At 54.7% G+C, this 14,625-nt stretch carries 10 protein-coding genes; 4 read left to right on the top strand and 6 right to left on the bottom strand.

Features of this window, described 5'->3' with window-relative positions:
• The first annotated feature begins 287 nt into the window (after window positions 1–287).
• From BN1115_RS18665 to BN1115_RS18675, 3 genes are all read left to right on the top strand, one after another.
• Window positions 288–464: a helix-turn-helix transcriptional regulator gene (locus tag BN1115_RS18665; RefSeq protein ID WP_025202136.1), complete on the top strand. Its 177-nt coding sequence runs from the start codon at window positions 288–290 to the stop codon at window positions 462–464.
• A gap of 476 nt (window positions 465–940) precedes the next feature.
• Window positions 941–1,624: an inovirus Gp2 family protein gene (locus BN1115_RS18670; protein WP_042658339.1), complete on the top strand. Its 684-nt coding sequence runs from the start codon at window positions 941–943 to the stop codon at window positions 1,622–1,624.
• 672 nt (window positions 1,625–2,296) lie between these two features.
• Window positions 2,297–3,241 carry an IS1595 family transposase gene (locus BN1115_RS18675; RefSeq protein WP_042658340.1) on the top strand — a complete coding sequence of 315 codons (945 nt, stop codon included), beginning with the start codon at window positions 2,297–2,299 and terminating at the stop codon, window positions 3,239–3,241.
• A gap of 342 nt (window positions 3,242–3,583) precedes the next feature.
• Here the strand turns inward: BN1115_RS18675 and BN1115_RS21290 are convergent, their stop codons facing one another.
• The 6 genes from BN1115_RS21290 to BN1115_RS18705 form a co-directional block, all read right to left on the bottom strand.
• Window positions 3,584–4,279 carry a family 16 glycosylhydrolase gene (locus BN1115_RS21290; RefSeq protein ID WP_082034897.1) on the bottom strand — a complete coding sequence of 232 codons (696 nt, stop codon included), beginning with the start codon at window positions 4,277–4,279 and terminating at the stop codon, window positions 3,584–3,586.
• 238 nt (window positions 4,280–4,517) lie between these two features.
• Complete coding sequence (locus BN1115_RS18685; protein ID WP_010673336.1) at window positions 4,518–4,829, bottom strand: PTS lactose/cellobiose transporter subunit IIA; 312 nt, start codon at window positions 4,827–4,829, stop codon at window positions 4,518–4,520.
• 10 nt (window positions 4,830–4,839) lie between these two features.
• The gene (locus tag BN1115_RS18690) at window positions 4,840–6,219 is read right to left on the bottom strand and encodes a glycoside hydrolase family 1 protein (protein WP_042658341.1); all 1,380 of its coding nucleotides are present in this window, start codon (window positions 6,217–6,219) and stop codon (window positions 4,840–4,842) included.
• Between the two features lie 57 nt (window positions 6,220–6,276).
• Window positions 6,277–7,629, bottom strand: coding sequence for a PTS sugar transporter subunit IIC (locus tag BN1115_RS18695; protein WP_042658342.1), 1,353 nt, complete (start codon window positions 7,627–7,629; stop codon window positions 6,277–6,279).
• 27 nt (window positions 7,630–7,656) lie between these two features.
• Window positions 7,657–7,962 carry a PTS sugar transporter subunit IIB gene (locus tag BN1115_RS18700; RefSeq protein ID WP_042658343.1) on the bottom strand — a complete coding sequence of 102 codons (306 nt, stop codon included), beginning with the start codon at window positions 7,960–7,962 and terminating at the stop codon, window positions 7,657–7,659.
• 908 nt (window positions 7,963–8,870) lie between these two features.
• On the bottom strand, window positions 8,871–11,222 hold the full coding sequence (locus tag BN1115_RS18705; protein ID WP_244152298.1) for a glycoside hydrolase family 9 protein: 2,352 nt from the start codon (window positions 11,220–11,222) through the stop codon (window positions 8,871–8,873).
• A 667-nt stretch (window positions 11,223–11,889) separates the two neighbouring features.
• Here BN1115_RS18705 and BN1115_RS18715 point away from each other — a divergent pair.
• Window positions 11,890–14,610 (top strand): glycoside hydrolase family 3 protein, encoded by a 2,721-nt coding sequence (locus BN1115_RS18715; RefSeq protein WP_042658345.1) that lies wholly within the window; start codon window positions 11,890–11,892, stop codon window positions 14,608–14,610.
• Window positions 14,611–14,625: the final 15 nt, after the last annotated feature.

Genomic DNA, 14,625 nt, shown 5'->3' on the forward strand with positions numbered 1-14,625 from the left:
TTAATCTACATCGTAGTGTTTTTTGTTGTTTTTTGGTTGCATTTAGTGTGTGTTTTTTCATGGTGTTTTTCAAGCTTTTGTTGTTGCTTATGTTGGCGGGCGGACCTGTAAATGCATGGCTCATGCTCTGTAATCTAACCTACTTAGTGGCATTGAAGCACTCTGGGTGAACTAGTGATTGTTTCTTCTGCGTAGCTAATCGGCTTAGGGGGGGGCGATGTGAGAAGCGATAAACGTAAATATTAACATTGTTGGTCCAGCTATGGAGAAATAGCCGGATCCAAAAAATGAAACTGATCAAACTCAAAGAAGTCACGGAAATGACGACGCTATCCAAAGCGACAATTTATCGTTTGATGAGCAAAGGGGAGTTCCCTGGTGTCGTTCGTTTAGGGCCTAGAGCGGTCGCTTGGATGCAGAGTGAAGTAATAAAATGGATTGATTCGAAGGCATCCGCTAGATAGGAGAGGGTAAGCTAAGTTCAGAGTAACTCTCTTGCCTGAACAACCAGTATTACTGGAGGTTTATTTAAAATAATCACGTGTTCCCCGGTGATTTAGGAGGTCGCTAAGTTCGGTAATAGTAATATATACACCAAGGTAGAGGGTGTAGGAGATATATCGAGGGAGAGAGTGATACACCGTCAGAGTGTATCACAGAGTATACCAACGAGAACATGTGATATATACACGAAGTGTATACCAATCAGATATACATCAGGCTTGTACGTCAGATACAAGCCATTAGCCGTATACATCGGCATAGTGCAGCATATGCAAAGCACAGAGTGCTAAATGCAGGTTGGTATATCAACCTACTGGTTTGATAAGAGAGCAGGGTATCAGTTGACTGTAAAGCTTTACGTAGCACCTCTCATTAATGACGACAAGTGCATCTCACCAGCAGGCGTGGATATTCCATTCGAACAATAGGACCGTATATGAAATCAAAACTTGGGTGTTGTTTAATAGGCAACGAGCAAGAAAACTTGCGAGTTGTGGCTGAAGCCAAGTATGGTGAAATATCCTTTGAGCAGTTGAAAACATCCGTGGAGGTGATCGCTAACTTTTTGAATAAACATCCGCGAGTGTTTGCTGTACGTGTTGATCTGCGTTTCCCTCATATACCAGTTATGGATAATCCGGACATGCCGACAGGCTTTCCACCTGAGGTAGAAGAGGAAAAGGTTATTACGCGCTTTATTGCTTCACTAAAAAGCCAGATAAAAGCCGCACGTCACCGTAAGGGGAAGACTGGTAAACCATTCTTTTTGGGTTATATCTGGGTGAAGGAGCAAGTAACAAGCCAACATCCTCATTACCACGTGGTGCTACTGTTTAACCGAGATGACTACGGTCATCTTGGTGATTACTCTAATTTTGATGCGGATAACATGGCTACACGCATCCGTAAAGCTTGGTGTAGTGCATTGAGGCTCGCATACCCTGATTATGCGTCTTTGGTACATTTCCCTGATGACGCAGAGTATCGATTTGATCGCCGAGATTCTGATCTACACAATGAGAGATTTTATAACTTCTTGGAGAGGACTGCGTATTTATTTAAATTACGCACGAAAGTACGAAACAGCCGTAATTTTGGGCGTAGTCAACTGATAAGGTAATTTTCACACTTAATTCATGGGCTCTAGCGGGGATGCTTGGCCATTCAAATTCAATTTGGGAGTTTCTACTCCCGGATCTGTTAAGCTAATTCCTCATTTGTTATCGCATCAGTTGGAGTAACCCATGGCAGCCTATTCCCCTTCCTTCACCCATGACCCATGCCATGTTGAGTCGAGTGGCGGATATCGCTGAGTTGCTGGGGCTGTAGCTGTTTGCTCAGAGCTCTCAGGTTCTTATGTTGCGTCGAGAGAACCGGATCCGCACCATCCATGCCTCCTTGGCTCTAGTGAATGATGTAGTTATCGAGGATCAGCGTGATGGTTTTGGCTCGTCGGTAGTGGCGACGCAGCTTTTCCTGCATGGCGATAAACAGGGATGTGACGTGATGGCGAGACAGGTCAGACCGTGACTGGCAAAACCCGAGGGAAACAAAGTACTTCCAAGTGCGTGGCGTTGATAGCGGAGCCAGCCAGCGAATTCCATCAGGGATAGAGGCAGTAGCCTCGATCAAAATCCGGATCTATGGCTGCAATCTCCACCTGACTCACTTTCATGGATTGAGGGCTTGGCAAACCGGGGCGACCATTGGCCTACCTGTCAGAAAGGCGCTGTCCCAATTACGTGTTGAAAGGCTAAGCTTGAAGTAGGCCATCACCTTGAGGTCTACCATCATGGATACCCCAGCCTTTCAACACCTCTTGTCTCTCTTTCCACTGCTTACCCTGCGCCAGCGCCGCGTTGCCCAGCAGGAGCTCACTGCGCCACACGCCATTACCTCGCTCAATACCCAATTACCAGCATGCAGCGGTTGCCCCCATTGTCAGGCCGATGCCAATCAGCTGGCCCCTTGGGGATGGAGTCGGGGACTGCGCCGCTACCGTTGCAAAGTGTGCCTACGCACCAGCTCCGTGCTGACCAAGACGCCTCTGGCGCGGTTGCGCAAAGCCCAGTGCTGGGAAGACTACTCGCAAGCCCTCATCGAAGGACTGACCGTCCGCCAGGCAGCGCGGCGTTGCGGAGTCAGCAAAAATACCGCCTTCCTCTGGCGTCACCGCTTCTTGCGTGCCATGGCAGGTCATCAAGCCACTAGGGAAGAAGGCATCGTTGAGGTTGATGAGACCTTCTTCCTTGAATCGTTCAAGGGGCAACGGGGACTGCCGAGCCTGCCACGTCATCGCGGTGGTAAGGGTAGAACTCGTGGAACCGGGTCAGATTACATCCCGGTGATGGTAGTACAAGACCGTGCGGGCCATCATGCGGATTTTCAGTTGGAGAAAATGGATGCCGAGACAGTCATCGCGGTGTTGAAGCCGCTGGTGTCACCGGATGCGGTGCTGTGTAGCGATGGTGCGGGCGTGTATGCCAGTTTCAGTAAAGTGCAGGGAGTGACTCATCAAGTAGTGCGCAATCGTCAGGGTGAGAGGGTGGTAGGGGCATTCCACATCCAACATGTAAACGGATATCACCATCGGTTGAAAGAATGGATGGTGCGCTTTCATGGCGTGGCAACTCATTATCTGAGGAATTATCTGGGTTGGCGCAGGATGCTGGAGCGTTACGGGAGGGGCGTGAATATCAAAGCGCGTCTGCATGAGGCGCTGGGGCACCCCATGTAACACGTAATTGGGACATAGCCGTCAGAAAGGCCCGAGTGTAACGGTCGCTTGGGGCTGGGGAAGTCATGATTTGCTGGCTGATTTGGGCAACAACGCTATGTTCAAGAAAAGTGCTAAATTGATACTGAAGGAATTTCGTACTAAAACAACAAAAAACACCGACCTTAAGTCGGTGTCAGTTGATAATCATATATATACACAAAGCGGGATATCAGTTATTACCTGATGGATTACTACAACTGGCGGCATCCACATCGTTACAATCTTGTGATGTCGCCAGAAAAAGCCGAATACTGACCTTACCAAGTGTCCGAATTTAGTTGATCATTACATAGCCTACTATCATTCCCATGGAGTTACGTTGACGTACTTGTATTTGGCGTAGACAGGTTGGCTGTTGTAGGTACTTGGTGGGAAGCTGGGATTGGCGCTGATCCAGTTGTTCACAAAAACCTGCATCCAACTGGTGACGGGGCGGCTCTCTCGGCGCACGCTCACCCATTTGTTCTGGGTGCGGCTGAACACCTGCCAAGTGACACCCGCTGCATCGATATTAAAGGCGTAGCGCTCCATATTCCAGATTGACATGCCGTACTTGCCTAAATCGATGTCTTGAGGATACTGACTCCCCTGGATCCAGACGTTGGTATGGAGCAGGTTGGTGCCCCCCATCAGCTCGATGTCGACTTCATAGTGAGAGCTGGTGCCTGCATCTCCGGTATAGGTAAAGAAGGAGCTGATGGTGCCGGGCACCGATCCTGCCTGCATCTGCACCTCATAACGACCCTTGCGGGTGTAGTTGTAGGTTCGCAGCTCAGCGCAGCTCTTGTTTCCTTTGTCGGATTTCGCATGGAGGATGGCCATGCCGGACTCCATCCAGACGTTGGCGGCGCGCCAGGTGCAGTCGAATTCTGACCCTCCATTACGCCAACCATCAGAGACCTGCCAATCCTGATTGCTCCACCACCATGCCGATGCCTGAGTGGAATATAATCCTCCCGCCATCAGCAATACTGACATCAGTCCAAGTTTACGCATATTATCCACATTCCTGTGTGTTTATTAATGAGTGTTTTATTGATGACTACAAGCAGCATAAGAATAGCCATAAACATATATTGAAACTTATACTGGTATCGCGTCATGACAGTTTCATATTTTTGAAATTGCCTGAAAAGGTATGAAATACATGACGGCTGGTTGGTATAACCAGAATAAAAAAGCCACCGTATATAACGGTGGCAAAAGCACGGACTCCCGATCCGATGAGTTAAAATCAGCTTGCTTGGCGGCGATAGATCTCGACCAGTTCGGTGGCCAGTTCGCGGCACAGAATGGAGGTCATCAGGTGATCCTGAGCATGTACCATGACCAGTGTCATCTTGGTCTTGCCTTCGCCCTCATCGGCTTCAATCAGTTTGGTTTGTACGGCATGGGCAGCCTTCCCTGCGTCGGTGGCCTGGAGCAGCAAGGCATCCGCTTCGCTGAACTGGCCAGCACGAGCCTGACGCAGGGCTTCGAAACAGAGACTGCGAGATTGACCGGCATTGACGATGATGCCCATGACTGCTTCTTCAAGATCCATCATTTATGACTCCTTAAAATCCATTATTACGAGAGACGTTGGCGAACCATTCACCACTTTTCTTGACGGTGCGCTGCTGGCTTTCCAAATCAAGGCTGATGAATCCATAGCGGTTCTTGTAGGCATTCATCCAGGACCAGTTGTCAATAAAGGTCCACAGGTGATAACCACGGCAATTACTTCCTTCAGCAATGGCGGTATGAATCCACTGGAGGTGGCCACGAATGAAGTCGATACGATAGTCGTCTTTTACCTGACCATCTTCACCAATGAATCTGTGTTCCCCTTCGACACCCATGCCATTTTCGGAGATATAGCTTGGAATATTTCCATAGTTGTCGCGTAGGTTGATCAATATGTCATAAATACCGCGCTCATATATTTCCCAGCCACGATAAGGGTTCATTTTGCGGCCTGGCATCTCGTAATTCTCGAAGAACCAGTCAGGCAGGAAAGGGGAGTCCGGGTTGATGGCCGTCATGCGTGCCTTCACTCGCCGCGGCTGGTAATAGTTGATGCCGAGCAAATCGATCTTGCCGGCGGCCAGCAGTTCGCAGTCGCCGCTTTGCACCACGGGCATCTGATCGTGTTCGCGCAGGATATCGATCAGCTCCTGGGGATAAACTCCCTTCACCGCAGGATCGAGGAAGGCGCGGTTGAAGAACAGGTCAGCAATGAACGAGGCCTTCAAGTCCGCCGGGTTTGAAGAGCGCGGATATGAGGGGGTCAGGTTCAGGACAATGCCGATCTGGCCGGGCAGGGATAGTGTTCGATAACGCTTCACCGCCAGGCTGTGGGCCAGCATCATGTGATAAGCCACCTGGGCTGCCCGTCTGAAGTCCATCTGGTTCGGGTAATGGAAGTCATACAGATAACCACCTTCCACCACCACCACTGGTTCATTGAAGGTCATCCAGCAGGCTACGCGATCACCGAACAGTTTGAAGCAGAGCTCTGCGTACTCGGCATAAGCCGCCACGGTTTCGCGGCTCTCCCAGCCCCCCTGCTCCTGCCAGTACATCGGCATGTCGAAGTGGAACAGGCCGATGAAGGGTTTGATCCCCTTGGCCAGCAGCTCATCGATAACCTTGTTGTAGAAGTCGGCGGCCTCCTGGTTGACGGTGTGGCCATCCGGCAGCAACCGGGCCCAGGAGATGGATGTGCGGAAGCTGTTGTGGCCAATCTCTTCCATCAATGCGATGTCTTCACGATAACGATCGTAGAAGGTGGAGGTGTTGGCTGGGCCTACCTGACCGTGGAAACGATGTGGCTCCGTCTCGAACCAGTGATCCCAGATGGTCGGTGCCTTGCCGCCCACGTTGGCAGCCCCTTCCGATTGTGCGGCCGACGAGGCGCTACCCCACCAGAAGCCTTCGGGGAATGTATATTGCATTGCAGTTTCCTCTTGATGACCGGCGTGCAGGCGGCGTGGCGCCCGCACGCCGGGTGCTTACGCCTGACTCTGAATCGGTGTGATTGTGTCTGCTTTTTCTGATCTGGCGGCTTCTTCCGCTTCAGCCGTCTCGGCTTCCTGCTTGAGCAGGGTACGTTCGTAAGCCCGCACGAAGGGGTAATACATCAGGGCGGAGATCCCCATGCAGATGAAGCACATGATGACCGGACTGAAGGCCCAGTTGGTCGCCCAGGAGGCGCCGATGGGGGCCGGCGTGGTCCATGCGGTCAGCATCACGACCTTCTCAACCAGACCCAGATCCACGGCAAACCAGGCCAGGATGGCGTTGATCACCGGCACCAGGATGAAGGGCAGGAAGAAGACCGGGTTCATGATGATGGGGGCACCAAACAGGATCGGTTCGTTGATGTTAAAGAACCCGGGGACCACGCCCATTCGTCCTATGGTGCGCAGGTGCACGGCACGGCTGCGCATCAGCAGGAATGCCAGTGGCAAGGTGGATCCCACGCCGCCGATGAACAGGAAGTGATCCCAGAAACCGGGCAGGAAGGTGTGAGGAATGGCCTGACCTGCGGCTAGTGCGGCCTGGTTGCTGGCCAGGTTTGCCATCCAGAAGGGGTTCATGATGCCGGTGACGATCATGGTGCCGTGGATGCCGGCAAACCATAGGATCTGGCACAACAGCACCGCCAGCAAGACGGCAGGCAGGCTGTCTGAAGCCGCCACTAGCGGTTTGAGCATGGCCATGATCGCCTCGGGCAGGATCATGCCTGTGGTTTCCTGCAGCAGCATGTTGAAGGGGTGTAAGGTCAGGATGATCGCCAGGACCGGGATCAGTACCTCGAAGGAGCGCGCCACCCCCATCGGGACCTGCTCGGGCAGACGGATGGTGATGTTGTTGCGCTTGAGCCAGGCGTAGACCTCGGTCGAATAGATGGCACAAATGAGAGCGGTAAAGATGCCCTGACCGGAGAAATACTGGGTGGAGATGGTGCCGTCTTTATATTGCGCCGCCACCAGCATGAACGACATCAGGGAGAGCAGGCCCGTGGTGATGGGGTCCAGGGAGTATTGCTTGGCCAGGCTGGATGCGACGCCCACCGAGATGAAGACCGTCATCAGTCCCATGCTCATGTTGAAGGGCAACATGAGTTCGGCACGATAGGTGTTGGAAAAATCTAGCCAAGCTCTGGCAAAGCCCCAGGTGGTTTCGCTGGAGATGGGGGGGAAGATGAAGACTAGCATAAAGCTGCCGACGATCATGAACGGCAGCGCGGCAATGAAGCCGTCACGGATGGCCAGAACATAGCGTTGCTGGCCCAGTTTTCCTGCCAATGGGCCGATCCGTTGTTCGATCAACTTGACCAGCATCCCATAGAGTGAACTCATTGTGTGTGTCCTTCCTTGTGAGCACGCTTAACCAATCAGGGACAGGGCGTAATCCAACACCTTGTCACCGCGCTGCATGCCGTAATCCATCATGTCGATGGGTTGTACCTTGACACCATGAACGGCTGCCTTGGCTTGTAATTCAGGTTGCATGTACTTGATCTGTGGCCCTAGCAAGACCACCTGGTAGAGCGGCATCTGATCATCGAACTCTGATGCGCCAAAAGCCTTGATCTCGGCAGCCAGGCCCCGTTTTTCGGCTTCTACCAGCATTTTTTTCACCAGCAGGCTGGTGGACATCCCGGCAGAGCAGCACAGCATGATTTTTTTCATGATCATTCCTCAGTTATTAAATTGAACTCACTATAGATCGACCTAATAATTTGGGAAATCGATTTCATGCTTGAGCTTTTGTAATTGTGATGCCGATCACTTGCTGGGTTGTGTTTGTGCGCGCAAATGACGTTAAATGCTTTGAAAATAAAGTGTTTTTGTTTTTATGCTGATTGGTTGAATCTAGTTGTTATTGGGCTTTTCTTTTGAAATATCGATTTCATGCCTGTTGGTTTTTTATGCCAACCCAACACCTGCTGGGCAGGCCCCACAAGATGCAGAGCGTACTCTTCCCGCGGTGCATTGATGTTGAAAGCCCCAACAGATACCCGCCTCCATGATGTCCTGTGCTTTACCGCGCTCTGCTGATTGTTACTCCGCCCTGATGGCAGGTCCCGTCATGGCCTAGGGGCCTTTTCTGGAGCATGTTGTTCAGATGTGGGATGGTTGCAAGATTTCATTGCAGAAGCTCACAGACCCAGGGCAAAACCCTGCTCCGATGGAGGCGTTGACCTAACCTTGCCGTAAGCCAGAAGGGATGATGACAGTATCGACTTCAGGTACTGGCACGGGCTCATCTACATGCATGTAGCGCTGTATTGCACCGCAGGAGAGATTGCTCTGAGCGGCTGCCGTATTGCGTCAGCAGGCCTAATGGCACGGTATAACGGTAGAAAATCAGCAGCGCCCAAAGGTGGATGAGAAACACTCAGGAGGCATAACTTTGTCGTAAAGGCTGTGGATAAGGGCGGGACGCAAGAGTTTGTGGGGCCACTTATCTATTCGCCCTGTGGCGTTTGCATTGATGGGAAATTGGGAAAAAGATAGACACAGGCCCGATATCTGCATAGGGACAAGGTCGGGAGGGGAAAATGCTCCGCCATGGTGACGGAGCATCGGGAGCGCACTTAACGGGTTAATCCGCCTTCATCCAGCACGCTGACGGCCCAGAAGAAGGGGGCATTCCAGTTGACAGTGACTTCGTTCAGGGTCCATGCGCCAATCTCGTCTTTCCAGCAGGTTTGGCCGGTGCACTTCCCTTTCATGGTAGAGGCAACTGGATCACTGAAATTAATGGAGTTGGGGCCTCCAGACATCACTCCAGGGGGAACCAGGGGAGACGCGGGATCGACTGGATGTGCCCAGAACCGGTGATGCGGATTTTTCAGAGGGCGACTGCCGTAGCCGGAGACATAGGACTGGTCGAGGGGGTTGCGGCCCAGCACATAGTCCATGGCATCGGACATGGCCTGCAGGTATTTGCGCTCCCCCGTGAAGTCATGGGCCAACCCGAGGAAGATGCTGCGGTTCATCAGGTTGGAGTTGGAGCCCCAGGGGTATTCGGTAGCCTGATAGGGGATAAGGTAACCCTCTGTCGCCACGCTCTTTTGGTAGCCGTCAGCTGCGGCGATGATAGCGGCGCGCGCCTTCTCCACTTCCTGTTTGCCCAGTTTGTTAGGCACCATGGCCAGCGTGATGGTCCCTGCGCTGCTGAGATCCTGCCAGTAGAGATCACCGCTTGCGCTGCGATCCCCCTTGGGGGCGGCCAGATAGAGAGGGGACTGCTGGACGGCCTGCTTGTACTCGGCTTTGCCGGTGGTGGCAAATAGCTCGGCGGCAGCCCAGTAGAATTCGTCCTTCAGGTTGGTGTCATCATAGGGACCGGATCCCACAAAGTTGTCATAGGCATAGATGTCCGGATGGCGGTTGGCCGCCTTCCAGGCTCGTTCGGCTGCCTGCAGGCTGCGCTGTGCGAAGGCCGGATCCAGATCTTTCCATACGCGAGCAGACTGGGCGGCGGTGGCAGCCAGGTTCAGGGTCGCAGCCGTGCTGGGGTGGCTCAGGAAACGGGGCTGTGGATCCTTGTGGGGCGGGAGCGGCATCCCGGTCCAGGCTTCATCGGCGACCTTGTGGAAGACCATGCCTGAGGCATCGATCTCGGTCAGTTTTAGACTGTCGAGCTGCTTGGACTGATCTCCTACCGGTACCCAGGCCTTCTTGCCTTCGGGTACCTGCATGGCGAGGAAGAACTCCATCATCCAGCGGGATTCGTCCAGCAGATCGTTGTGGCCGTTGTGCTGTTCCGGGATTTTAGCCTTGCCGTCGGCAAAGGCGCTCTTGTCACCCTCTTGCGCCAGTTGCTCTCGCTCATAGAGGTTCATCAAGGTCCATACCGAGATGCCGCCGTTGACCACGTACTTGCCCTGATCGCCAGCGTCGTACCAGCCGCCGGTCACATCCAGCGTGAAGTCACAACCTGGCCACTGGTTGCCCTTGGCATCCTGTTTGTTGAAGCAGGTCACTTTCTCGGGCTTGTGTCCTGCCGGGCGAGCGAGATCGGGGCGCTGGACATATTTGGCCTCGATGTCGATGCCGCTACGCTGCTGATAGAAGAAGGAGAGGGCATCGAATTTCATGGTGTGATAGATGTCATCGCCGATGCTGAATGGATGACTCTTCTGGCCGGCGACCTCCAGTACCAGGCCGGTGCCCGGGGTGGTGACCTGACTGAAGTCGGCAATCTGTACGTTCTCGCCGGATGCGGCATTCAGGCCAAAGGGTGTGGTCTTGCCTTCGGCGATGGCCTCACCCTGGGCATTGCGCAGGGTCCAGGGGAGCGAGTCCTTACTGTCGGTGGCGATGGTCGCACGTTTCAATGCCTTGCTCAGGTAGCCGACTTGGTTGACGCGCACGCTGGCCAGATCAGATTTCTTGACCAGGGATGGACCCGAGAGCGTTGCTTCACCGATGCAGACGGTGGTCGGTGTCTGGGTGCCCATCTGGAGTTGAAACTGGGTCTTCTCGTCCGTGGAGGAGGGCGTGAACTGGATGTCGAAAGGTTTGGGTGTGCTGCTGAGGGCGAGGTCCTGCACCATATGGTTGGTGTAGGGGGCGCCATCATGCTGGATCAGGGCCTTGACGTTGATGTCGCTCTTGGCCATGGCAGTGAAATGGAGCTTGTAGGTTTGCCCCTGAACCAGGCCGAGGTTGGACTGGCCCAGGATGACATCCCAGGGATTGGATCCCGACTCGGTGAAGGTGATACAGCCCATCTGGTTCTCGGCGTTCAGGGTGCCCCCAGCCGTCCACCAGCCATCGGTTCCCTGGAAGCCCCCGTTGGTTAGCAATTCACCCACTGGTCCGGCAGATGCCGAGGAGGCACCGGAGCCTGATGCCCCTGCGCTGGGCAGGGAACAGCCATGCAAGCCAATGACGCAAGACATGGCAAGCGTCAGGGCACTAAGCCGAGATATTTTCATTGTTACCCCTTTGATCACAGACGGAAATAATGGCGTCGATTTTCGCACTCGCGCTGAAAATGACCGAGTCATCCTGCTACCCGCATTTCACTGTCAAGACTTACATACAATCCTTGAGTGGAAATCGATTTCATGAATTAGGTAATAGTAAAGTTTGTGGCAAATCAAGTTTGCCTTTATGAACTGTGATGTGGGCTACAAATTTTCGTTTATTGATATGTAGATCTACGTGATTTGAATTCTATTGAATCCTTATCATCCTCTCTTTATTTCCCGCCAGTTTAACAAAACGGGTGCCGTTCTCGGTAAAATATGCAGTGGCATGAGATGATGAGTATATTTTATCTTTATGATTTTATTGTTTTTTATCTCCGAGTGCTTTTCCGTGTGCTCCATCCCCTCCTGGATATTTTGCTGGCGCGAAACAGTCTGATCTTTGTGAGCTACATCACTATTTACTCTCTCGGTGGGATTTTTACCGTGGCAGGGCAAAGATACTGCTGGAATGGTGAAGAGATTTCTGTTTACCATTAAATATTTCTGCAATCGATTTCATGTCTAAGCTGTTTTTCAAGGCGGATCCCCATGATCGATGCGCCAGGCGATGAATGAGAATATCCGGAGAGTCATAAGGAAAATGCGTAAAACTACAGGTCTCACCAGGTCTATGACCTGCCTATTCGTGGGGTGCGGCATCTGGAGTGCCGGGATGGCGGATGAGCTGTCGACCATGCCCTATTTTGCCACTTGGCCGCAGACCCACAGCGCCATTGCCAAGGACGATGGGATGGAGCGCCAGATCCAGTCCCTGCTCTCCCGGATGACCCTGGAGGAGAAGGTCGGCCAGATGATCCAGCCCGACTTTCGTGAAGTGACCCCAGAGGAGGTTACTCGCTACAAGATTGGTTCCGTCCTCAACGGGGGCGGCGGTTGGCCAGGCAACAACAAACACGCCTCAGCAGCGGACTGGGCACGCCAGGCCGACACTTACTGGCAAGCGGCGGAAGCGGGCTTTGAGGGCAGGGGCTATCGCATTCCCTTCATGTGGGCGACCGATGCGGTGCACGGCCACAACAACGTCTTCGCGGCGACCCTGTTCCCGCACAACATCGGCCTTGGGGCGGCGCGGGATCCGGGGCTCATCTACCGTATCGGCCAGGTGACGGCGCGGGAAGTGGCCGCCACCGGGCTGGACTGGATCTTCGCCCCGACGGTGGCGGTGCCCAGAGATGATCGCTGGGGCCGGACCTATGAGGGCTATTCCGAAGATCCCGCCATCGTCTATCACTATGCTGGCGAGATGGTGCGTGGCCTGCAAGGTTCCGCGACGGATCTGCGCGGCCAGCGCCATGTCATCTCGAACGTGAAACACTTCGTGGGGGACGGCGGTACCCTGAACGGGGTCGACCGGGGTCAGAACTTCTATTCGGAAGAGGACCTGCGCAACCTGCACGCGGTGGGCTACTTCTCGGGGCTGGATGCCGGTGCCCAAGTGGTCATGGCTTCGTTCAACAGCTGGCACAACGAGCTCAACCGCGACGTGCTGCCAGAAGACGGGGTGGAGTACAACGGCAAGCTGCACGGCAGCCGCTATCTGCTGACCGACGTGCTCAAGGGCAAGATGGGCTTTGATGGCCTTGTCGTCTCTGATTGGAACGGTCACAGCGAGATCGCCGGTTGCACTATGGGGAGCTGCCTGCCTGCGGTGCTGGCCGGGGTCGACATCTTCATGGTCACGGCGCGCAAGGACTGGATGGAGTTTCGCCAGAGCCTGCTCGATGGCGTGGCGAGCCGGCAGATCCCGATAAGCCGGATCGACGATGCCGTGACGCGTATCCTGCGGGTCAAGATGCGGGCCGGGCTGTGGGAGAAACCCATGCCGTCGGCCCGTGAGCTGGCGGGCAAACAGGGTGAACTTGGTGCCGTGACGCACAAGGCGCTGGCCCGGGAGGCGGTACGCAAGTCGCTGGTGCTGCTCAAGAACGAGGACAGGATCCTGCCCCTGAGCCGGCAGAGCCGGGTGCTGGTGGCTGGGAGCGCCGCCAACGATCTGGGCAAGCAGGTGGGGGGCTGGAGCCTGACCTGGCAAGGCAGCGAGAACGGGCGCAGTGATTTCCCCGGTGCCCAGAGCGTACTGGATGCGGTGACCGCCACCGTCGGTGCGGATCATGTGCAGGTGAGCACGGGATCCGGTGAGCTTGCGGGAGCCAAGCCCGATGTCGCCATCCTGGTCATGGGGGAAGATCCCTATGCCGAGTGGTTCGGCGATATTCCTGACAACAAGACCCTTGCCTATGGGGATCTCAAGAGCAGCTATCACGAGGATCTGTTGACCCTCAAGCGACTGAAGGCGGCCGGCATCCCCGTGGTGACCGTGCTTTTCTCCGGACGTCCGCTCTACGTCAATGAGGAGATCAATCTCTCTTCCGCCTTTGTCGCCGCTTGGTTGCCGGGCACCGAGGGGGAGGGGATCACCGATCTGCTGTTCAAGGATGCTAAGGGCAAGGTGGCCCATGACTTCCAGGGACGCCTCTCCTTCTCGTGGCCCTTCAGCAAGTGCGCCACCACCATCAATCGCACGCCCACCCATATCCCGGGCTGGCAGCGCCCAACCTTCGAGCAGGATCCAGCGGGTGAGTACGCACCGCTCTTCCCCTATGGCTACGGGCTCAGCTACGGCAAGCCTTCCCCTGTGGCGGCCCGGGTCAGCAACCTCAATACCCTGACCCTGGATAAACGAACCTTCGGCTGCAACGAGAGCGACCCCGCCAAACTGAGCGCCGCTGACAAGGTGCTCGAGCTGTTCGGGCCAAAGGCGGGTGAAGAACACCGTCTGCGCATGGGGGATGCCAGCAACTGGACGGGGACTGAAGTCTCCGGCAACAGCGTGACCGAGATGACCTTCATCAAGGTTCAGCCCATCGACTACCTGCGCCAGCAGGATGCGCGAGCGGTCACCTTCCTCGGGGCGGACAAGCCGGGTGTCGACTCCGGGGCCACGATCCAGTTGCAGACCACCCAGGTCAAGGGTGCGGATCGTCGCACCTACCTGAAGGGCGAAAGCGAGCTGCAGGTGACGCTGCGGGTGCAGCAGGCACCAGCGGGGGACATGACGCTGGGGCTGCAGTGTGGCTGGCCCTGCGGCAAGTCCATCGAGATTGCTCCGGCCTTGCGCCAGTTGCCCCCGCAGAAGTGGGTGACCCTGAGTCTGCCCCTGCGCTGCCTCGAAGAGGGCATGGACTTCGCGAAGGTCAATACCCCCTTCATCCTGGGCACCAGTGGACAGGCGCGCATCGACATGGCGACCGTACGCTGGGTACCGGCTTCTCTGCTGGGGGCCTTAGGGGAAGTTGTCAGGCTCGATTGCCAGGGCAGGTTGAGTCGATAAGCCGTCAGCCAGATG

Origin of the sequence: Aeromonas allosaccharophila (genome assembly GCF_000819685.1) — a bacterium.
GTDB lineage: Bacteria > Pseudomonadota > Gammaproteobacteria > Enterobacterales > Aeromonadaceae > Aeromonas > Aeromonas allosaccharophila.

Bases quoted from the DNA above. Each gene is read 5' to 3' on its own strand.
- BN1115_RS18665 (WP_025202136.1), top strand. From the start codon at position 288: ATGAAACTGATCAAACTCAAAGAAGTCACGGAAATGACGACGCTATCC.
- BN1115_RS18670 (WP_042658339.1), top strand. From the start codon at position 941: ATGAAATCAAAACTTGGGTGTTGTTTAATAGGCAACGAGCAAGAAAAC.
- BN1115_RS18675 (WP_042658340.1), top strand. From the start codon at position 2,297: ATGGATACCCCAGCCTTTCAACACCTCTTGTCTCTCTTTCCACTGCTT.
- BN1115_RS21290 (WP_082034897.1), bottom strand. From the start codon at position 4,279: ATGCGTAAACTTGGACTGATGTCAGTATTGCTGATGGCGGGAGGATTA.
- BN1115_RS18685 (WP_010673336.1), bottom strand. From the start codon at position 4,829: ATGATGGATCTTGAAGAAGCAGTCATGGGCATCATCGTCAATGCCGGT.
- BN1115_RS18690 (WP_042658341.1), bottom strand. From the start codon at position 6,219: ATGCAATATACATTCCCCGAAGGCTTCTGGTGGGGTAGCGCCTCGTCG.
- BN1115_RS18695 (WP_042658342.1), bottom strand. From the start codon at position 7,629: ATGAGTTCACTCTATGGGATGCTGGTCAAGTTGATCGAACAACGGATC.
- BN1115_RS18700 (WP_042658343.1), bottom strand. From the start codon at position 7,962: ATGAAAAAAATCATGCTGTGCTGCTCTGCCGGGATGTCCACCAGCCTG.
- BN1115_RS18705 (WP_244152298.1), bottom strand. From the start codon at position 11,222: ATGAAAATATCTCGGCTTAGTGCCCTGACGCTTGCCATGTCTTGCGTC.
- BN1115_RS18715 (WP_042658345.1), top strand. From the start codon at position 11,890: ATGACCTGCCTATTCGTGGGGTGCGGCATCTGGAGTGCCGGGATGGCG.